The sequence below is a fragment of the Pseudooceanicola nanhaiensis DSM 18065 genome (assembly GCF_000688295.1).
GTDB classification, from domain to species: domain Bacteria; phylum Pseudomonadota; class Alphaproteobacteria; order Rhodobacterales; family Rhodobacteraceae; genus Pseudooceanicola; species Pseudooceanicola nanhaiensis.
Genome location: NZ_JHZF01000011.1, coordinates 255,204 through 273,513, shown reverse-complemented (window position 1 = coordinate 273,513; position 18,310 = coordinate 255,204). Strand labels below are relative to the sequence as shown.

Here is an 18,310-nt window from a genome sequence, read left to right as displayed (position 1 = left end):
TCCCCTTCGGAACGGGCCACTTGCCGCCTCGCCAGGGGCAGGCCGGGCTTGAGACCGCCCCCCGCCATCGGCAAAAGGCACCTGCCGCGCCGGGATCCCCTGCCCCGGCCCGGTCCTGCGCCGAAAGCCACGCGGGCCCGTCGCGCCGGCCCGGGCATGTGCCCGCCATCGAAAGACCACGCCTGACAGGGCGGAGCAACCGCTCCGACCCGACCCTACTCCGTCGCCAGGCCCGTCCGCGGATCGCGCCAGCCCTGAAGCCGCCGCGCCGCGTCGCGGGCGAACTTCCGGGTCAGGACCTTGCGCCGCGCGGCAGCCAGCGGCACCTCGGGCGCCTCGCGCAGCAGCTCCGCCCCGTATCCGTCCGCGATGATCAGCCCGGTCTCCTCCGGCAGAAGCTCAAGCGGGAAGTCCACGTCGACCGCCCAGAAAAACCGGTCGCACCAGTCGAGATAGCCGTTCCACTTCAGGTCCGACATGAAGTCCGCCCGGCTCGACTTGCATTCCACGACCCAGAGCTCCCCTTTCGGGCCCAAGGCCATCACGTCCACCCGCTTGCCACGCTCGGGGACGAATTCCTCGAGACAGGCGAAATCGAGCGCGTCCGACAGGAAGCGGCAGACCCCGCGGGCGAGGATCTGGCCCGGCTGCGGCGCCGGCGAGAGGGTGGTCGACATGTCCGTCATCACCGGAAATATCGAACATTAGGTGAACAAACGCAACCCGCGGCACCGTGATTTGGCCAAAGCCGCCTCGCCGCCCTATGTTAAGTGCTTGTTCACACGGCGGGGGGCCAGATGACTGACCGGACCAACAGCCGCGCCAACGAGGCGCGCGAGCTCGAGGGGCACCTCGGCCATCTCGACACCTTCACCGGCACCGCGCTCGGGGTCCTGGCCGTGGCCTCGGGCATCTACACCTATCTGGGGGTCTCGACGCTGCTCGACGGCGACGGCGCGATGCAGAGCTTCGCGGCCATCGCCTATTCCACCGCCGTTTCGGTCGGCATCTTCGTCTTCTGGTCCTACATGATGCGGCTGCTGCCCGCGATGCGCACGACCCGGGCGCGCTTCGGGCTCTTCGGGGCCATGGGGCTCGGCTGTCTGGCCATCGTCGCCATGTCGTCCTGGCTGAACGCGGCGGCGCTGGCGGGCGCGGCGGCGGTCGAACAGCACATGGCCGAGACGGTGCAGGACTACCAGGGCTCGCTCGAACGCTCGCACGAGATCGCCATCACCGCGCAGGCGCTGGAGCGCGACGTCGCCCGCACCCGGCAGAGCTTCGAGGATCTCTCGGAGCAGGAAGCCGCGGGCGCGCTTTCGGGCCTTGCGGGCCGCGGGGCGGTGTTCCGGGTCCTGCGCCAGAAGGCGGCCGAGCTCTCGGCGCTCGAACAGCAGATCGCGGCGCAGTCGGAACAGGTCGAGGCAGCCTTCACGACGGGCAACGAGCTTTTGTCGCGGATGCGGGCCCTGACGGTGGAGCCCGGCCCGGTCGAGGGCCGTTCGGTCGAGTTCTCGGAGCTCGCCGTGCGGCTCGCCGGGATCATCACCCAGCTCCGTCAGCTGTCCGTCGCGCCCCTCGTCCAGCGGGCGGCGCAGGATCTCTCGGCCTCCGTCGTCCTGCCCGAACTCGACGGCGCGACCGAGGACAACCGCGTGGCGCAGGGCGCGACCATCGACTCGGTGCTGCAGGTGCTTCAGCAGCGCGCGGAGACGCTCGACCGCGCGGCCTCCGAGGTGATCGCCATGCCGCCCCCGGCCGAGACGACCTACACCCCCGTCTCCGCCGCCGACGCGGTGATCCTCTACGCCCGGAATTTCATTCCCTCCTGGGCCGGGGCCATCGCGATCGACCTTCTTCCGGCCGTCCTGGTCCTGATCCTCGCCGTCACGCAGGGCGCGATCCGCGCCTCGAAGGAGGGCACGCCGATCGAGGACCGGATGACCGTGGCCGAGATGCGCGCCGCGCTGCAGGCCGCCCGAGCCGTGGACATGACGCTCGATCCGCCCGAACCGCCCGCGCGTCAGGGCCCGCCGGCCCCGGCGGCGACCCCGGACGAGGTCCCGCGGGTCCACGAGGTTCCCACCCCGGCGCGGAAGGCGTGATCCGGTGCGTGCCACCCCGACCACCCGCCGCGCGCTGACCGCGATACTCGTCTTCCAGCTGGGCCTCGCCGGGCTGCTGGTCTTCGGCGATCTCGGGCGCGACTTCTCGCTGCCGTCGCGGGGGCCGGCGGTGCCCGATTTCGACCAGCCGGCGCGGCCGGGCGACCAGACCCGCACCTATGACCCCGGCAGCTTCCCGGCCACCCGCCCCGCGCCCGGAGGACCCGACACGCGGCCTTCGGGCCCGATGCCGGACCGCCTGACGCTCGAGACCGAGGGCGGCGCGCTGCTGCTCACCGGGACGATCGCGCCGGGCGACGGGGCGCGGCTGAAGAAGCTGCTCACCGAGCGGATCGGCACATGGGAGGGGCGTCTGCCCGAGGTGATCCTGAACTCGCCCGGCGGCTCGGTCTCGGACGCGCTGGAGCTCGGGCGGGCGCTCAGGGACACCGGGCTCGACACGCGGATGCGCGGAACCGACATCTGCCTCTCGGCCTGCCCCTATCTCTTCGCGGGCGGCGTGGAACGGCGCGCGGAGGCGGGGGCCCGCATCGGCGTGCACCAGCACTATTTCGGCGAGAACACCCTCCTGCCCGCCTTCACCGCCGTCTCGGACATCCAGCGCGGCCAGGGCGCGGTGATGCGCTATCTCGACGAGATGGGCGTCGATCCGATGATGATGGCCCCGGGCCTCGCGACCCCGCCGGACGAGATCTACCTTCTCCTGCCCGAGGAGCTGACCAAGTTCCGGCTGGTCACCGCCGCCGAGGACGCCGCATGACCGACCCGCGCGATACCGTCGCCCGCGTCCTTGCCGCCGTGGCGTCCGGGGACCGCGACGCCGCGGAGGCGCTTATCGGCAAGGCGTCTGCGTGATCTGCGAAGCTGTCGCATCGGACGGCGGGCGGTTCCCCGACACCGAGGTCTTCCCCGTGGCGGCGGGCCGGGTGCAGGCGGTCGAGGTCTTCTTCGGCGGGTCCCTGCCCCATCCGGCCCCGGGCGGAGGATCGCTGCCCGGCCGAGCCTGGCGAATTCCGGGCCGATCCCCCCTTGCCGAGCCCCCCGGCCGCGCCTAGATGGGCTTCAGGCGGTTCTGCCCTTCCCGTGTACGGTTACATTCCGGTGGCCTTAAGCAAATCCGAGGGAGCTGGCTCTGTCCGGGCCCTGGTCCGGTTACCTGGCGCCCACCTGTATATACAGGTCCTCGGGAATGCACTAACCAACGGTTGTGGTGGTTCCGCCGCTTTCCCTTCCCAGCTCAGGCTTGGCCGTGTCCGGAACGGATCCGGGCACGCGACGTGCGTGGGGTGGGATTTCGCACACACGCTCTGACGCCGGTGCGACGCAGGCTGCGCGTACGGCAGGCTCTCAAAACGAATCCGCGCCGCGGTCGCCCGGGATGATCCACAGCTACGGGAGCCGGACCCGCAGCCGGGGCCGCGGTCTCCGGGCTTCCGTCCGCGGCCGTCAGCGGCGGCGGGTGGTCGGCGCCTTTGCCGCGACGCGGATGCGGGCCCGCTCTCCGGTGATACGGATGGCGCGGCCGCGGCGGGGCGGCTCGGGACGTTCGGCCATGCTCATGATGGCGAAGGCGAACTGCGCGCCCGAGAAGACGATCCCGTTGAAGAACCACAGCAGGAAGAGCGCGAGCAAGCCGCTTTCCCCCTGCACGAGATGGCCGAGACCGCCGACGTCGAAACCGACGAGGGCTGCCGCGAAGAGGGCAGCCACCGCGAATCCGATGGCGACGCTGTTGATGTAGAGACGGACGAGCTTGGGCATGGGGCCCTCCTTTGCCGTGTGTCGGATGACAGGATATGCCGATCCTGGCAGATGACCAGTGGACCCGGTGTCGCGCCCCCCGGCGACGCCCCCCCGCGGGCGGCGATCCGCCGACCGGCATCTTCATGGACCTGGCGATCTCCGGCGCATCCGGATGCAGTCGCAGGATCGGTGAAGAGCCTTAAGAACAGGTCAATTCCGGATCCCGGCACACCGCCGGAGGATCCCTCTGACGCTGGCCGCCGACAGCCGCTGCACGGGGTCCGCCGTGGCAACAGTGGCGCGGGCCCGAGCCGCTCCTGCCCTTGGGGCATTTTCGCAACGCGCGCCGCCGCGACCGGCCCGGGGATCGTCGCATCCGACGAAACCGTGATAGGCTCGGCCTCCAGATTGTCCTCGATTTGCGGAGGGTCCCATGCGATCCGCAAGCCTGGTGACAGTTGCGATTGCCGTGGCCGTTTCCGCCACCCCTGCGCCCGGCGAATTCCGCCAGGTGCGCAGCGAGCGTGACTACATGGAGCGCGTGGCGGGCCGGACGGTCGTGACCGCCGGCGCGGCGCTGCGGATCGGGCGGGACTGGACCTTCGCAGGCACGCTGGCAGACGGCACGCCGGTCACCGGGGCCTGGACCTGGAGCGGACCGTGGTACTGCTTCAACGTGGTGAAGGACGGCGACCGGTCCCGGACCTACTGCCACGAGATCTGGGTGGACGGCAGCCGGATGATCGTGGTGCCGGAGCGCGGCCGCGGTACGCCGGAGCGCGCGACGCTGCGGTGAGGTCAGAACGCCTCGGGCCGGGCCTCGCGGGCCATGTGATCGAGCACGGCGTTGACGAACTTGGGTTCCTTCCCGTCCGGGAAGAAGGCCTTGGCGATGTCGACGTATTCCACGATCACCACGCGCGGCGGGGCATCGCCCTCGACAAACTCGGCACCCGCGGCGCGGAAGAGCGCCCGGAGCGTCGGGTCGATCCGCGCGATCGGCCATTTCGCCACCAGCGCGCGGTCGGTCATCTGGTCGATCTTCGCCTGCCAGCTGACCGCGTCGCGCATCACCTTGCGGAAGTGCGACGTGTCGCCCTCCTGCATCTCGTCGCCCTCGTAGACCGCGCCGAAGCGGTGGTCTTCGAATTCCACGATCACCTTGTCGACCGTCTGCCCCGCGGCCTCCATCTGGAACAGCGCCTGCACGGCGTAAAGCCGCGCGGCGCTGCGCATCTTGCGCTTCTGGTTGCCGGAAACGGCAGGGGCTTCACCGGTCATGGTCGTCAGGTCCTGAGCTCGTCGAGAGAGGCGATCACCGTGTCCTCCCCCATGGGTTCGGAGGGGCGGAATCCCACCCCGGCGCGCGGAGCGCCCCATTTGCGCGAAAGCGCGAGCAGATGCAAGGCCGCCGCGGCGGCACCGCCGCCCTTGTTCTGTTCGGCCACGCGGGCCCGGGCCAGCGCCTGCTCGCGGGTCTCGACCGTGAGGATGCCGTTGCCGACCGCGTGGCCCGACAGGCCCAGCAGGATCAGCCCGCGCGAGCTGTCGTTGCAGACGGTCTCGTAATGGGTGGTCTCGCCGCGGATCACGCAGCCGAGCGCGACGAAGGCGTCGAAATTCGACATCCGCGCCGCCATGCCGATGGCCGTCGGGACCTCGAGCGCGCCGGGCACCTCGATCAGCTCGTGCGTGGCGCCCCAGGCCTCGATCTCGGCGCGGGCGCCGGCGATCAGCTCGTCGGCGATGTCCTTGTAGTAGGGCGCGACGACGATCAGCACCTTGGCGGGCCGCTCGAAGCTGCCGCGCGGCAGGGTGTAGTGGGTTTCCGAACCGGCCATCAGGCGTCTCCCTCGATCCGGCGGGTGCCGGTGATTTCCAGCCCGTAGGCCTCGAGCCCAACGACCGCGGGCTTGGGCGAATTGGTCAGCAGCTCCATCTTGTGGATGCCGAGGGACGACAGGATCTGCGCCCCGAGACCGTATTGCTTGAGCACCTGCGGGCTGACCTCGCCCCCGGTGGCGAGACGCATGTGCGTGTCGCGCAGCAGCACGACGACGCCGCGGCCCTCGCGCGCGATGACGTTCATCGCATCCGCGAATTCATGCGCCCGGCCGGGCCCGCCCAGCCCCGCGACATCCTTGAGCGGATCAAGCGCGTGCATCCGCACCAGCACCGGGTCGTCGCCCTCGACCTCGCCCTTGATGAGCGCGATGTGCTCCGCGCCCTGCGTCGAGTCGGTGTAGATCCGCAGCGTCCACTCGCCGCCGAATTCCGAGGTGACGGTGCTTTCGCTGCGCACCCGGACGAGGTTGTCGTGCCGGCGGCGGTAGGCGATCAGGTCCGAGATCGTGCCGATCTTGATCCCGTGCCGCTGCGCGAAGGCGACGAGCTCGGGCAGCCGGGACATGGTGCCGTCCTCGTTCATGATCTCGCAGATCACGCCCGACGGGTTCAGCCCGGCCAGCCGCGAGATGTCGACGGCCGCCTCGGTATGGCCCGCGCGCACCAGCACGCCGCCCTCGCGGGCGCGGAGCGGGAAGACGTGGCCCGGCGTCGCGATGTCCTGCGCGCCCTTGGCGGCGTCGATGGCGACGGCGACGGTATGGGCGCGGTCATGGGCGGAGATGCCGGTGGAGACGCCCTCGCGCGCCTCGATCGAGACGGTGAAGGCGGTCTCGTGACGCGAGGAGTTCTGCGAGGCCATCAGCGGCAGGCCCAGCTGGTCGACACGTTCGCCGGTCATCGAGAGGCAGATCAGCCCGCGGCCGTGCTTGGCCATGAAGTTGATCGCGTCGGGCGTGCACATCTGCGCCGGGATGACGAGGTCGCCCTCGTTCTCGCGGTCCTCGTGGTCGACCAGGATGAACATGCGCCCGTTGCGCGCGTCGTCGATGATCTCCTCGACCGAGGAGATCGCGTCGCGCCAGTTCTCCTCGACGGGGCCCGGAGTTTCATAGGTGGCGGATTCCGGCATGGGACACTCCTCGTCAATGCTGGGGGCGAGATAATCCAACGGGCGAAGATTTGCCAGTCTTACGCGGCGAATTCACGTGGCGGAGAGCCTGTGCGCGGGTGCAGGCCATCAGGCGGTGAAATAGGCCTCGGCGGGCAGGTAGGCGCCGAGCTTGCCGGCCGCGGCCCATTCGGCCTCTCCGGGGGCCGCGCCGACGAGCACGAAGGCGGCGGCGGGCCGGCCCTCCTGCACCCGCGCCATCGTCTCGCGCAGGACGGGCCAGCGGGCATGGGGGCCGGGCGCGCGGTAGAGCCGGTCGAGCGGCAGCGCCTCCGTCAGCGCCACCGGATCGAGCGGCGCGGTCAGCAGGCCGATCCGCAGGCAGGCACGCAGACCGGCGATCCGGTCGTGGACCTCGGGGCGGAGGCTGGAACCGACATGCAGGCCGAGCGCGTTGGACGAGAAGACCAGCGCCGCCGGATCCCGGCCCGCGCTGGCGCGGATCGCGGCATAGGCGCGGTAGGACATGCCCAGCTCGGCCGCGCGGCGCAGGCGCAGGCGCACGATCTCCACCGGCAGTTTCTCCTGCGCCTGCGCCTTCGCGCGGGTCCAGGCATGCACCCGCCAGGCGCGGCCCTCGTCCATGCTGGGGCCGTTGTTGTGGCCGATGCCGGGCAGCGGATCGGCCATGGCGTTCAGCCTTCGACCTCGCGCAGGCGGGCGACGTAGCGGGCCATCGTGTCGACCTCGAGGTTCACCGCGTCGCCCTGCTTCACGTCGCCCCAGGTGGTCACCGTCTTGGTGTGCGGGATCAGGTTCACGCCGAACTCGGCCCCGGAGACGTCGTTGACCGTCAGCGAGGTGCCGTTCAGCGCGACCGAGCCCTTCGGCGCGATGAACTTCGCGAGCGCCTGCGGCGCGCGGAAGGTCAGCCGGGTGCTGTCGCCCTCGTCCACCATCGAGATCACCTCGGCCACGCCGTCGACGTGGCCCGAGACGATGTGCCCGCCCAGCTCGTCGCCCACCTTCAGCGCGCGTTCGAGGTTGATCCGGTGCCCCTCGGGCCAGCCGTTGTGGCCCACGGTCGTCTTCTCGACGGTCTCGGCGCTGATCTCCACGTCGAACCAGTCGGGCCCGGTCTCGATGACGGTCAGGCAGACACCGTCGCAGGCGATCGAGGCGCCGATCTCGATCCCGTCGGTGTCGTAGCTGGTGGCGATGCGGGCGCGCAGATCGCCGCGTTTCTCCACCTCGCGGATGGTGCCGATATCGGTGACGATGCCTGTGAACATGGGACGCGGGCTCCTTGGGGTCTCGGGACCGAGGTAAACGGGCGGCGCGGGCGTGGCAAGGGAGCGGCGTCAATCTCCCCCTCCCCGGCCGCCCACTTCCACCGGGTGCGCGCCTGCATGCGCCATCCGCCGTTTCCAGAGGCGCAAGCCGGACATGCGCCGGCCCATCACACCTTTCCTTTCCCCGCGCGACCCGCCAACCTGCCCTTCCGACTCCGCCGCAGGTGACCATGCCCCTTCCCCCCGACGCCTTCCGCCACCATCCCGGCCTTGCCGGGATGATCCAGGACCCCGAGACCTCGTTCTTCCGCGACTTCATGCCCGAGGACGTGGACGCGCGGATGCGCGAGATGGGGCGGCCCGCCGACTGGCGCTATACGGATGCCACGCGCGAGGCGAACCGGCATGCGGCGCTCGCGGGGCGGATGGACCGCGACCTCTGGGTCTTCGCCTATGGCTCGCTGATGTGGGATCCGGCGCTGCTGTTTGACGAGGTGCGGCGCGCGACGGTGATCGGGCACAGCCGGGGCATGGTGCTCTACGACACCTTCGGTGCGCGCGGCAGCCCCGGCGCGCCCGGCGTGATGGCGGGGCTCGTCCCGGGCGGCAGCTGCGAGGGCGTGGCCTTCCGCATCCCCGCCGGGACGGTCGACCGGGAGACCGAGATCCTCTGGCGGCGCGAGATGATCTCGCATTGCTACATCCCCGCCTTCCTGCCCGCCCGCACCGCGGCGGGCGAGATCGAGGTGCTGGGCTTCGTGGCCGACCCCACGGCCGAGATGATCCGGCTCGACCTGACGCGCGCCGAGATCGTCCGCGCCGCCGCCACCGGAGAGGGCCTCCGGGGCACGAGCTACGATTACCTCAAGAACATGCTCGACCATTTCACGGCGCTGCGGATCGAGGATCCCGAGCTCAGCGCGCTCATGGCCGAGGTCGATCGCTACCGCGCGGACACATCCGGGCAACAATCGCCCTGAGGCGGCCTCACTTTTGCCAATACGCGTGGTTATCAACCGACCCGATTACGCGTAGGACTTTGAACTCGGGTAGGGTAACGCATGACCGCGATCACCGGAAAGAACCGGGTCTTCCTGTTCCTGCAGGGACCCCACGGGCCGTATTTCAACCGGCTGGGCCGCATGCTGCGTCTTGCGGGGGCCGAGGTGTGGCGCGTGGGCTTCAACGCGGGCGACCAGTTCTTCTGGTCCGACCGGGCGAGCTTCATCCCATACCGCGGCCGGGTCGAGGACTGGCCCGAGACCTTCTCGGACCTCGTGGCGCGGAAACGCGTGACCGACATCGTGCTCTACGGCGACACCCGCGCGATCCATGCCGAGGCGGTGACCCGCGCCAGGGCCACCGGCCTGCGCGTGCATGTCTTCGAGGAGGGCTACATGCGGCCCTACTGGGTGACCTACGAGCGCGGCGGCTCGAACGGCAATTCGCGTCTGATGTCCATGTCGGTGCCCGAGATGCGCCACGCGCTCGAGAATTCGGACATGGACACGCCCCTGCCCCCCGCCCGCTGGGGCGACATGCGCCAGCACATCTTCTACGGCGCGCTCTACCACTGGTTCGTGATGCTGCGGAACGGCGGTTACCGCAATTTCCGCCCGCACCGCGACCTGCCGGTGACCAAGGAATTCCAGCTCTACCTGCGCCGTCTCCTGCTGATGCCGTTCCAGGCGATCGACCGCCGCATCGCGAGCCTGCGGATCCGGCGCGGCGGCTTTCCCTATCACCTCGCGCTGCTGCAGCTCGAACATGACAGCTCGTTCCGGAAGCATTCGCCCTTCGGCTCGATGACCGAATTCCTCGAGCTGGTGATGACGGGCTTCGCGCGCGGCGCGCCGATGCACCATCACCTCGTCATCAAGGCGCATCCGCTGGAGGACGGGCGCGTGCCGATCCGGCGCGAGATCCGGCGCCTGGCCCGGATGCACGGGCTGGAGGGGCGGGTGCATTACGTGCGGGGCGGCAAGCTGGCGCAGCTGCTCGACGACGCGCGGACCGCCGTGACGGTGAACTCGACCGCCGCGCAGCAGGTGCTCTTCCGCGGGATCCCGCTCAAGGTCTTCGGCCGCGCGGTCTATGCCAAGCCCGAGTTCGTCTCGGACCAGCCGCTGCCCGAGTTCTTCGCCGGCGCCGCCCGTCCGGACCGCCGCGCCTATCAGGATTACCGGCGTTATCTGCTGGAAACCAGCCAGGTTGCGGGCGGTTTCTATTCCTCGCGCGGGCGGCGGCAGCTGCTCAGGCTGGTGGTCGACATGATGCTGTCGGACGAGGATCCCTATGACGCGCTGAAATCCGGCACCGCGGCCCCGCGGCAACAGTTGCGCGCCATCACCTGACGCGCCGCCACCCCCGGACTGGCATTAACGCCCGTATCCCGATACCTTGGCCGAAAAAGCTGAGGCAAAAAAACAGGTCGAGGAGACCGGGCAGTGCTTAACCTGACAAAACGCTGGGCGAGATCCATCGCCCTTTTCGCCGTGATCGCAAGCACGGCGGGTTGCGGGCTTCTGCCGCGCGTCGGTCCCAACAAGAGCGAGATCTTCGCAGGCTCGGTCCAGCGCGAGGGCGACGCCTTCGTGGTCTCGGTCAACGACCGGGTGACGCGCGCCACCGCGCTCGTCCCCGCGCTCGGCTTCAGCCAGGGCTTCATCAATGCCGGCACGCTCGGGTCGGACACGATCAACCCGGGCGACACGCTGGGCCTGACGATCTGGGAAAACGTCGACGACGGGCTTCTGGCGGGCGAGACCAGCAACGCGACCGTCCTGCAGGAGGTGCAGGTCGACGGGTCGGGCTTCATCTTCGTCCCCTACGCAGGCCGGGTCCGCGCGGCGGGCAACACGCCCGAGGCCGTCCGCCGCATCATCACCGAAAAGCTCAAGGACCAGACGCCAGACCCGCAGGTCGAGGTGCGGCGCGTGGCCGGCGACGGCTCGACCGTCTCGCTTGTCGGCGCCGTCGGCGGCCAGGGAGTCTATGCGATCGAGCGCCCGACCCGCACGCTGTCGGCCATGATCGCGCGCGCCGGCGGTGTCACCGTCTCGCCCGAGATCGCCAAGATCACGGTGCTGCGCGGCGGGCACAGGTCGACGATCTGGTTCCAGGACCTCTATTCCAACCCGCAATACGACATCGCGCTGCGCGGCGGCGACCGGATCCTCGTCGAGGAGGACACCCGCTCCTTCACCGCGCTCGGCGCCACCGGCTCGCAGAGCCGGGTCCCGTTCGAGACCCAGACCCTGTCGGGGCTGGAAGCCATCGCGCAGGTCGGCGGCCTGCGGGCGAATTCCTCGGACCCGACCGGCGTCTTCGTCTTCCGCAACGAGCCGGCCGAGATCGCGAACACGGTGCTGGGCCGCAACGACCTCGTCGGGGCGCAGCGGATGGTCTACGTGCTCGACCTCACCAAGCCGAACGGCATGTTCATGGCTCGGGATTTCGTGATCCGCGACGGCGACACGCTCTACGTGACCGAGGCGCCCTTCACCCAGTGGAACAAGACGATCTCGGCACTGACCGGCTCGCTCTCGGCGGTCAACACGATCAGCGACGCCGGGACCAACCTGTCCGATCTCTGACGTGCCGGAGCGGCGCGATGACACGGCCGCCGGGGCACCCCCCCGGCGGCTTCGCTATTTCAGCGCGGGCTTCCTGCGGGAACGGCGCATCCGGCGGATCCTCGGGCTCGCGGGCCATGACCTGCGGCTCGGCCGACCCGCGCCCGAGGACCTGATCGCGGTCTGGGGCCGGTCCCCCCGTGCCGCCCGCGGAGAGGCAATGGCCGCGCGCAGCGGCGCGGGGCTGCTGAGGGTGGAGGACGCCTTCCTCCGCTCGCTCCGCCCGGGCCGCGCCGGAGACCCGCCGATCGGGCTGGTGGCCGATCGCGGCGGCGCACATTTCGAGGGCGACGCGGCCACCGAACTCGAAACCCTGCTTGCCACCGCGCCCTTCGACGACACCGCGCTCCTTGACCGCGCCCGCGGCGGCATCGCCCGGATGCGAGAGGCGCACCTGACGAAATACACCGGCTTTGATCCGGAGGCGCCTGTCCCGGACCCCGGCTACGTGCTGGTGATCGACCAGACCGAGGGCGACGCCTCGGTCCGGTTCGGAGGGGCCGACCGCAACACCTTCCGCGAGATGCTCTACTGGGCGCAGGAGGATTTTCCGGCGGGCCGCATCGTCATCAAGACCCACCCCGAGACGCAGGGCGGCTTCCGCCCCGGCTATTTCGGCCCGTCCGATGCCAATGAGCGCGTCACGCTCTGCACCGATCCGGTCTCTCCGTGGAGGCTGATGGAGGGCGCCGTCGCGGTCTATGTCGTGTCGTCCCAGATGGGGTTCGAGGCGATCCTCGCAGGCCACCGCCCCGTCGTCTTCGGCCGCCCCTTCTATGCCGGATGGGGCCTCACCGACGACCGCCACCCCCTGCCCTTCCCGCGCCGGAACCGGGCGCTCACCCGTGCCCAGCTCTTCGCGGGGGCGATGATCGACTATCCGCTCTGGTACGATCCCGCGCGCGACCGGCTCTGCACCTTCGAGGATGCGCTCGAACAGCTCGCCGCCGAGACCCGCGCCTGGCGCGAGGACCGGCACGGCTGGGTCGCGTCGGGCATGCGGCTCTGGAAGCGCCCCGTCCTGCGGGATTTCTTCGGCGGGCCCGCGGGCGTCAGCTTCGCCGACCGCCCCGCGCCGCCCCGCCGCCGGATGTGCTGGGCCAACCGCGCCGGCGAGATCGGAGAGGTCGTGCGGGTCGAGGACGGCTTCCTGCGGTCCCGGGGGCTGGGCGCGGAGCTGGTGCCGCCGCTGTCGCTCGTGCTCGACGATCTCGGCATCTACTACGACCCGGGCCGGGAAAGCCGCCTCGAACGCCTGATCGCGGAACGCGCCACCCTGCGCCCGGACCAGCAGGACCGGGCCGAGCGGCTGATCGCGCGCCTCGTCTCGCTGGGCCTGTCGAAATACAATCTGGGCGGCGACCTGCCCGAGCTGCCCGAAGGCCGCCGGATCCTCGTCGCCGGACAGGTCGAGGATGACGCCTCCATCCGGCTCGGCGCGGGCGCGGTGAACACCAACCTGGGCCTCCTGCAGGCCGCCCGCGCGGCCAATCCCGGGGCGGTGATCCTCTACAAGCCGCATCCGGACGTCGAGGCGGGGCTGCGTCCCGGCGCGATCCCGCAGGACGCGCTCGAGGGCCTCGCCGATGCCGTGCTGGCCCGGGCCGACCCGATCGCGCTGCTGCCGCATGTCGCGGCGCTCTGGACGATGACGTCCCTGCTGGGGTTCGAGGCGCTGCTGCGCGGCACGCCGGTCCACACCACGGGCGCCCCGTTCTACGCGGGCTGGGGCCTGACCACCGACCACGGCGAGATACCGCCCCGCCGCCGCGCGCGCCCCGATCTCGCCGGTCTCGTCCATGCCACGCTGATCGATTACCCGCGCTACCGCGACCCGGTCTCGGGCCGCCCCTGCCCGGTCGAAGTGGCCATCGACCGCCTCGCCACCGGCCGCGTCGCCCATCCCGGCGCCGCCAATCGGCTGCTGTCGAAGCTGCAGGGCCTTCTGGCCTCGCGCGCGCATCTCTGGCGCTGAGGCCGGCCCCTTCCCTCAGAACAGGCCCGGCGGCGGCGCGACCTCCTCCGGCCTGGGGCCGGAGGGCCATGCGAACAGCCGCTCCCCCTCGCGGATCGGGACATCGTTGATCGAGGCGTGACGCTCGGCCATCAGCCCGCCCGGGTCGAACCGCCAGTTCTCGTTGCCGTGGGACCGGAACCACCGCCCCTCTGCGTCGTGCCATTCATAGGCGAAACGGACGGCGATCCGGTCCTCGGTGAAGGCCCAGAGCGACTTGATCAGGCGATACTCCTGCTCGCGCTGCCACTTGCGGGTGAGGAAGGCGTGAACCTCGTCGCGCCCCGCGAGGAAGTCGGAGCGGTTCCGCCAGCGGGTGTCCGGGGTGTAGGCCAGCACCACCCGGTCCGGATCGCGCGTGTTCCACGCGTCCTCGGCCATGCGCACCTTCCGGAGCGCGGTCTCTTCGGTGAAGGGGGGAAGCGGGGGGCGGGACATGGCAGGGCCTTCGGATCGGGGGACCGGCCGGGACGAGAGCGCCCCGGCCGGAGGGGGGGGAGGCAGGGCACGCGCGCCCTGCCCGCCTACCAGCTGTTGTAGCCGAGATACTTGCCCGACATCTCGATCTTCACGCGATCGCCCTTTGGGTTCGGCACCCGGGTGATCTGCATGTCGAAATCGATGGCCGACATGATGCCGTCGCCGAACTTCTCGTGGATCAGCGCCTTGATGGTGGGGCCGTAGACGCCGACGATCTCGTAGAGGCGATAGATGCAGGGATCGGTGGGCACCGCCTGCTCCCAGACCTTGGTCGGGCTTTCGGCCAGAACGCTCGCCGCCTCCTGCGGGAGCGACATGACGCGGGACAGCGCCTCGGCCTTCTCCGCGGGCATCGCGTTCATGCCCATGCAGGCCGAGTGGGTCCAGACGGGCGACATGCCGATCTTCTCCGCGATCTCCTCCCAGGTCATGCCGGCCTGTTTCTTGGCCGACAGGATCATCATGGTGACGTCCTCTTTGGTCATCATCTTGGGCACCTCGTAATTGTCTTTCATGGGTCTTTCCTCGGGTTCGCGGCCATGGCCGCACGGCATGGTCCCGCGGCCTCCCGCCGCGGGTCTGGGACAGCGGCGGGAGGCCGCGGGGTCAGTTGGTCACGGCACGCAGCCGCAGGCTCTCGTCCCCGGCATCGTCCGGCCCGGGCGAGGTGAAATCGATCCGCACCGTCTCGGGCGATTGCGGCGCCCCGTTCGAGGGCTGACCGGCCAGTTCCTTCGACCGGCGGCCGAGGAAGTGCACGAGGTGGTTGCGGATCGGATAGTAGTTCGGATGCTCGACGATCCCGGTCCGGCTGCGGGGCCGGTCGATGGTGATCTCGACCGATTCCGCCACGCGGGCGAGCGGGCCGTTGGTCATCAAGAGGATGCGGTCGGCCAGCAGGATCGCCTCGTCGATGTCGTGGGTGATCATGAAGACCGTCTGCTTGGTCCCGCCCCAGATCTTCAGAAGCTCCTCCTGGATCGTGCCCCGGGTCAGCGCGTCGAGCGCGCCGAAGGGTTCGTCCAGCAGAAGAAGCTTCGGGTGGTTGGCAAAGGCCCGCGCGATGGAGACCCGCTGGCGCATCCCGCCCGAGAGCTGCGCGGGCTTGCGATGGATCGCGTCGCCGTCGAGGCCCACCATGGAAAGGTACGTCTCCGAATGCTCCGCGACCTTGGCCTTGGACCAGTCGGGATGGCGCGCCTTGACGCCGAACATCACGTTGCGGAGCGCCGAGAGCCACGGCAGCAGCGAATAGTTCTGGAAGACGACACCGCGGTCGAGCGAGGGGCCGGAGACCTCGAAGCCGTCCATCTTGACGACGCCCGAGGTCGGCTCGGCCAGCCCGGCGAGGATGTTCATGATCGTCGACTTGCCGCAGCCGGAATGGCCGAGGATGCAGACGAACTCGCCCTCCTCCACGCCGAAGGTGGCATTCTCGAAGACGGTCATCGTGCCGCCCTTGCCGTCCGGGAAGGACTGGGTCAGGTTCTCGACGCTCAGGAAGGGTTTGCTCATGTCGGATGCCTCGAATTCTGGGTGATGGAGGCGTGCGCTCCGGGATGGGCTCCCGCCCGGCGGCACGCCGGGCAGCGCCGGCCCGCCCCCCGTCGCCATTGGCGCTCGGACCAATGGCGCGCCAACGGCGACCGGCGCTTTGGCGCCACCCCGCGGGCCGGCGCCGCCCTTCGCTCTGTCATCTCACTCCGCATAGGCCACCGCCCGCTGAAGCGCCCCGAAGGCCGAATCCAGCAGCATGCCGACGACGCCGATCATGAGGATCGAGAAGATGACCGAGGTGAGGTCGAGGTTGTTCCACTCGTTCCAGACGTAATAGCCGATGCCGGTCCCGCCCACGAGCATCTCGGCCGCGACGATGACGAGCCACGCGATGCCGATGGAAATCCGCATCCCCGTGATGATCGTCGGCGCGGCGGCCGGCAGGATCACGGTGAAGGCGGTCTTGAGCGGTCCGAGCTCATGGGTGCGCGCGACGTTCACCCAGTCGGACCGCACTCCGGCGACACCGAAGGCCGTGTTGATGAGCATGGGCCAGATCGAACAGATGAAGATGACGAAGATCGCCGAGGCCTCGCTGTCCTGGATGATGAAGAGCGCGAGCGGCATCCAGGCGAGCGGCGAGATCGGGCGCAGCACCTGGATGAACGGGTTGAGCGCGCGGTAGGCCACCGGCGACATCCCGATCAGGAAGCCGAGCGGCAGGGCCACGATGGCGGCGAGCGCATAGCCGGTCAGGACGCGGTAGATCGAATAGCCGATCTGGATGCCGATCCCCTTGTCGTTGGGGCCCGCGTCGTAGAACGGGTTCGACAGCTGCTCCCAGGCCTTCGCGATCACCTGCGAGGGCGGAGGGACCCCGGCCTTCTGCGCCCCGCCCCCGGTGAGACGTTCGTATTCCGTCATCTCCGAGAGCGGCTTCTGGCCGGGGATGGCGGCCTCCCACACGAGGAGGCCGACCGCCAGCAGGAGAAGCGACAGGAGCGCTGCCTTCTGGTTCAGCGAGAGCGTCATGGATCAGCCCTTGCCGATGGCGAAGGACTTCACGTAGCCCTCCGGGTTCGCGGGATCGAAGGTCTTGCCCATGATCGTGTGCGACTTGTAGGTGACCTCCGGCGCCTCGTAGCCGAGATCGTTCATGATCTTCCGGCAGTCGGCGGCGAGGTAGACCCGTTCGGCCACGTCCCTGTAGTCGACGTCGCCCTCGATATAGCCCCAGCGTTTCATCTGGGTCAGGATCCAGACGCCCATGGAGTGCCAGGGGAAGGGGTCGAAATCGATGCGGTCGGGCACCTGCTTCACCTCGCCCAGGCCGTCGGCATAGGTGCCGGTCAGCACCTGTTCGATGACGGGGACCGGCTGGTTGAGGTAGTTCGTCGGCGCGATGGCCTCCGAGATCTCCTTCCGGTTCGCGGGGTCGCGGGCATATTGCGTCGCGTCGATGATCGACTTCAGCAGCGCGCCGTAGGTGTTGGGAAGCTCTTCCGCGAAGGACAGCGGCGCGGCGAAGGCGCAGCAGGGGTGGCCCTCCCAGATCTCCTTGGTCAGGACATGGATGAAGCCGATGCCTTCCCAGACCGCGCGTTGGTTGAACGGGTCGGGCGAGAGGTAGCCGTCGAGGTTCCCTGCGCTCAGGTTCGCGACCATCTCGGGCGGCGGGACCACGCGGATCTGGATGTCGACATCCGGATCGAGCCCGTGCTCGGCGACGTAGTAGCGCAGCAGGAAGTTGTGCATCGAATATTCGAACGGCACGCCGAAGGTGAAGCCCTTCCACTGCTTGGGGTCGCGCTTGTCCTTGTGGTCGTTGTGCAGGACGATCGCCTGGCCGTTGATGTTCTCGACCGCGGGCATGATGTAGGGCGCGGCGGTGGAGCCCGCGCCGAGTGTCATCGCCAGCGGCATCGGCGTCAGCATGTGCGAGGCGTCGTATTCGCCCGCCAGCGACTTGTCCCGCGCCACGGCCCAGCCGGCGGTCTTGATGACCTGCGCATTCAGCCCGTATTTCTCGTAGAAGCCCAGGGGCTGCGCCATGATGATCGGGGTGGCGCAGGTGATCGGCACGAAACCGATGTTGAGGTCGGTCTTCTCGGGCGTGCCGAGAGTGTCGAGGATCGCGGCCTTGGCCTTGTCCAGCGGGAAGACCGAGGCGAGCGCCGCCGCGACCGTGCCGCCGCCGACCATGCCCATGAAGGACCGGCGGCTCAGGTCGTTCTGGCCGAACATCGAGCGCACGACGGCGCTTTCGACCGCGCGTTCCAGCATCGCGTCGGTGGTCTCGGGTGCCGCGCCGGCCGCCGCCGTCTGCTTGCAGCCGGCGCAGCTGCACCCGGCGCCGTGGCGCAGGTCCGAGGCGTGATCGAATGGGTTTCCCAAGCTCTTCATAGGTTCCGTCTCCCGTGTTGACGCCCGGCCTTGGGTGAGTGACCGCGTCTTGATGAAGACAGGTTAACGGGTTTGATGAGGGGGAGAATGCCGAGGTGACGAAGCTGTGCGAACTTCTTTTTCCAACGTATTCAGATAGTTGACCTTATCCTCCCGAAGCCGGT

Annotated in this window: 19 protein-coding genes and 1 other RNA gene; 8 read left to right on the top strand and 12 right to left on the bottom strand. The window is 69.6% G+C overall.

Features of this window, described 5'->3' with window-relative positions; translation table 11 throughout:
- Positions 1-215: 215 nt before the first annotated feature.
- Entirely contained in the window at positions 216-677 is a 462-nt protein-coding gene (locus tag Q344_RS0102230; RefSeq protein WP_036538204.1) for an MmcB family DNA repair protein, read from the bottom strand.
- Positions 678-797: 120 nt separating this feature from the next.
- Between Q344_RS0102230 and Q344_RS0102225 the strand changes: the two genes are divergently transcribed.
- The 3 genes from Q344_RS0102225 (at position 798) to ssrS (ending at position 3,347) form a co-directional block, all read left to right on the top strand.
- Positions 798-2,105 carry a hypothetical protein gene (locus Q344_RS0102225; RefSeq protein WP_028285216.1) on the top strand — a complete coding sequence of 436 codons (1,308 nt, stop codon included), beginning with the start codon at positions 798-800 and terminating at the stop codon, positions 2,103-2,105.
- A gap of 4 nt (positions 2,106-2,109) precedes the next feature.
- Positions 2,110-2,886, top strand: coding sequence for a COG3904 family protein (locus tag Q344_RS0102220; protein ID WP_028285215.1), 777 nt, complete (start codon positions 2,110-2,112; stop codon positions 2,884-2,886).
- 306 nt (positions 2,887-3,192) lie between these two features.
- Positions 3,193-3,347: non-coding RNA, 6S RNA (gene ssrS, locus Q344_RS25350), on the top strand.
- Between the two features lie 225 nt (positions 3,348-3,572).
- On the opposite strand, the gene Q344_RS0102210 is transcribed toward ssrS, so the two are convergent.
- Entirely contained in the window at positions 3,573-3,887 is a 315-nt protein-coding gene (locus tag Q344_RS0102210; protein ID WP_028285214.1) for a hypothetical protein, read from the bottom strand.
- Between the two features lie 415 nt (positions 3,888-4,302).
- Here Q344_RS0102210 and Q344_RS0102205 point away from each other — a divergent pair, with 415 nt between their 5' ends.
- A complete protein-coding gene (locus Q344_RS0102205) occupies positions 4,303-4,665 on the top strand; it encodes a hypothetical protein (protein WP_028285213.1) in 363 nt (120 codons plus the stop codon).
- Positions 4,666-4,667: 2 nt separating this feature from the next.
- On the opposite strand, the gene nusB is transcribed toward Q344_RS0102205, so the two are convergent.
- The 5 genes from nusB to Q344_RS0102180 all read right to left on the bottom strand — a co-directional run bounded on the left by nusB (position 4,668) and on the right by Q344_RS0102180 (position 8,117).
- Positions 4,668-5,150 (bottom strand): transcription antitermination factor NusB, encoded by a 483-nt coding sequence (nusB, locus tag Q344_RS0102200; RefSeq protein WP_028285212.1) that lies wholly within the window; start codon positions 5,148-5,150, stop codon positions 4,668-4,670.
- A 5-nt stretch (positions 5,151-5,155) separates the two neighbouring features.
- Positions 5,156-5,710 carry a 6,7-dimethyl-8-ribityllumazine synthase gene (locus Q344_RS22930; protein WP_051630205.1) on the bottom strand — a complete coding sequence of 185 codons (555 nt, stop codon included), beginning with the start codon at positions 5,708-5,710 and terminating at the stop codon, positions 5,156-5,158.
- Positions 5,710-6,846, bottom strand: a complete 1,137-nt coding sequence (gene ribB, locus Q344_RS0102190) for a 3,4-dihydroxy-2-butanone-4-phosphate synthase (protein WP_051630204.1) — start codon at positions 6,844-6,846, stop codon at positions 5,710-5,712. The genes Q344_RS22930 and ribB overlap by 1 nt, the downstream gene beginning before the upstream one ends.
- Before the next feature lie 108 nt (positions 6,847-6,954).
- Entirely contained in the window at positions 6,955-7,515 is a 561-nt protein-coding gene (locus Q344_RS0102185; protein ID WP_036538199.1) for a hypothetical protein, read from the bottom strand.
- Positions 7,516-7,520: 5 nt separating this feature from the next.
- Entirely contained in the window at positions 7,521-8,117 is a 597-nt protein-coding gene (locus Q344_RS0102180) for a riboflavin synthase (protein WP_028285209.1), read from the bottom strand.
- 230 nt (positions 8,118-8,347) lie between these two features.
- Between Q344_RS0102180 and Q344_RS22925 the strand changes: the two genes are divergently transcribed.
- From Q344_RS22925 to Q344_RS0102160, 4 genes are all read left to right on the top strand, one after another.
- Positions 8,348-9,097, top strand: a complete 750-nt coding sequence (locus Q344_RS22925) for a gamma-glutamylcyclotransferase (RefSeq protein WP_051630203.1) — start codon at positions 8,348-8,350, stop codon at positions 9,095-9,097.
- Between the two features lie 81 nt (positions 9,098-9,178).
- Positions 9,179-10,471, top strand: a complete 1,293-nt coding sequence (locus Q344_RS0102170; protein WP_028285208.1) for a capsule biosynthesis protein — start codon at positions 9,179-9,181, stop codon at positions 10,469-10,471.
- Positions 10,472-10,564: 93 nt separating this feature from the next.
- Positions 10,565-11,713, top strand: coding sequence for a polysaccharide biosynthesis/export family protein (locus Q344_RS0102165; protein ID WP_188781480.1), 1,149 nt, complete (start codon positions 10,565-10,567; stop codon positions 11,711-11,713).
- Between the two features lies 1 nt (position 11,714).
- Positions 11,715-13,727: a capsular polysaccharide biosynthesis protein gene (locus tag Q344_RS0102160; protein WP_156954617.1), complete on the top strand. Its 2,013-nt coding sequence runs from the start codon at positions 11,715-11,717 to the stop codon at positions 13,725-13,727.
- A gap of 15 nt (positions 13,728-13,742) precedes the next feature.
- Here the strand turns inward: Q344_RS0102160 and Q344_RS0102155 are convergent, their stop codons facing one another.
- The 5 genes from Q344_RS0102155 to Q344_RS0102135 all read right to left on the bottom strand — a co-directional run bounded on the left by Q344_RS0102155 (position 13,743) and on the right by Q344_RS0102135 (position 18,146).
- Complete coding sequence (locus tag Q344_RS0102155) at positions 13,743-14,204, bottom strand: nuclear transport factor 2 family protein (RefSeq protein WP_028285205.1); 462 nt, start codon at positions 14,202-14,204, stop codon at positions 13,743-13,745.
- An 86-nt stretch (positions 14,205-14,290) separates the two neighbouring features.
- Complete coding sequence (gene cynS, locus Q344_RS0102150) at positions 14,291-14,761, bottom strand: cyanase (protein WP_036538197.1); 471 nt, start codon at positions 14,759-14,761, stop codon at positions 14,291-14,293.
- 91 nt (positions 14,762-14,852) lie between these two features.
- Positions 14,853-15,761, bottom strand: a complete 909-nt coding sequence (locus tag Q344_RS0102145; protein ID WP_028285203.1) for an ABC transporter ATP-binding protein — start codon at positions 15,759-15,761, stop codon at positions 14,853-14,855.
- Between the two features lie 183 nt (positions 15,762-15,944).
- Entirely contained in the window at positions 15,945-16,775 is an 831-nt protein-coding gene (ntrB, locus tag Q344_RS0102140; RefSeq protein WP_028285202.1) for a nitrate ABC transporter permease, read from the bottom strand.
- Positions 16,776-16,778: 3 nt separating this feature from the next.
- Entirely contained in the window at positions 16,779-18,146 is a 1,368-nt protein-coding gene (locus tag Q344_RS0102135; protein ID WP_028285201.1) for a CmpA/NrtA family ABC transporter substrate-binding protein, read from the bottom strand.
- Positions 18,147-18,310: the final 164 nt, after the last annotated feature.

Excerpts from the sequence above, each read along its gene's own strand:
- Q344_RS22925 (WP_051630203.1), top strand. The coding sequence starts at position 8,348 with ATGCCCCTTCCCCCCGACGCCTTCCGCCACCATCCCGGCCTTGCCGGG.
- Q344_RS0102145 (WP_028285203.1), bottom strand. The coding sequence starts at position 15,761 with ATGAGCAAACCCTTCCTGAGCGTCGAGAACCTGACCCAGTCCTTCCCG.
- Q344_RS0102180 (WP_028285209.1), bottom strand. The coding sequence starts at position 8,117 with ATGTTCACAGGCATCGTCACCGATATCGGCACCATCCGCGAGGTGGAG.
- Q344_RS0102210 (WP_028285214.1), bottom strand. The coding sequence starts at position 3,887 with ATGCCCAAGCTCGTCCGTCTCTACATCAACAGCGTCGCCATCGGATTC.
- Q344_RS0102225 (WP_028285216.1), top strand. The coding sequence starts at position 798 with ATGACTGACCGGACCAACAGCCGCGCCAACGAGGCGCGCGAGCTCGAG.
- Q344_RS0102155 (WP_028285205.1), bottom strand. The coding sequence starts at position 14,204 with ATGTCCCGCCCCCCGCTTCCCCCCTTCACCGAAGAGACCGCGCTCCGG.
- ntrB (WP_028285202.1), bottom strand. The coding sequence starts at position 16,775 with ATGACGCTCTCGCTGAACCAGAAGGCAGCGCTCCTGTCGCTTCTCCTG.
- Q344_RS0102170 (WP_028285208.1), top strand. The coding sequence starts at position 9,179 with ATGACCGCGATCACCGGAAAGAACCGGGTCTTCCTGTTCCTGCAGGGA.
- Q344_RS0102185 (WP_036538199.1), bottom strand. The coding sequence starts at position 7,515 with ATGGCCGATCCGCTGCCCGGCATCGGCCACAACAACGGCCCCAGCATG.
- Q344_RS0102135 (WP_028285201.1), bottom strand. The coding sequence starts at position 18,146 with ATGAAGAGCTTGGGAAACCCATTCGATCACGCCTCGGACCTGCGCCAC.
- Q344_RS22930 (WP_051630205.1), bottom strand. The coding sequence starts at position 5,710 with ATGGCCGGTTCGGAAACCCACTACACCCTGCCGCGCGGCAGCTTCGAG.
- Q344_RS0102230 (WP_036538204.1), bottom strand. The coding sequence starts at position 677 with ATGTCGACCACCCTCTCGCCGGCGCCGCAGCCGGGCCAGATCCTCGCC.
- ribB (WP_051630204.1), bottom strand. The coding sequence starts at position 6,846 with ATGCCGGAATCCGCCACCTATGAAACTCCGGGCCCCGTCGAGGAGAAC.
- nusB (WP_028285212.1), bottom strand. The coding sequence starts at position 5,150 with ATGACCGGTGAAGCCCCTGCCGTTTCCGGCAACCAGAAGCGCAAGATG.
- Q344_RS0102205 (WP_028285213.1), top strand. The coding sequence starts at position 4,303 with ATGCGATCCGCAAGCCTGGTGACAGTTGCGATTGCCGTGGCCGTTTCC.
- cynS (WP_036538197.1), bottom strand. The coding sequence starts at position 14,761 with ATGAAAGACAATTACGAGGTGCCCAAGATGATGACCAAAGAGGACGTC.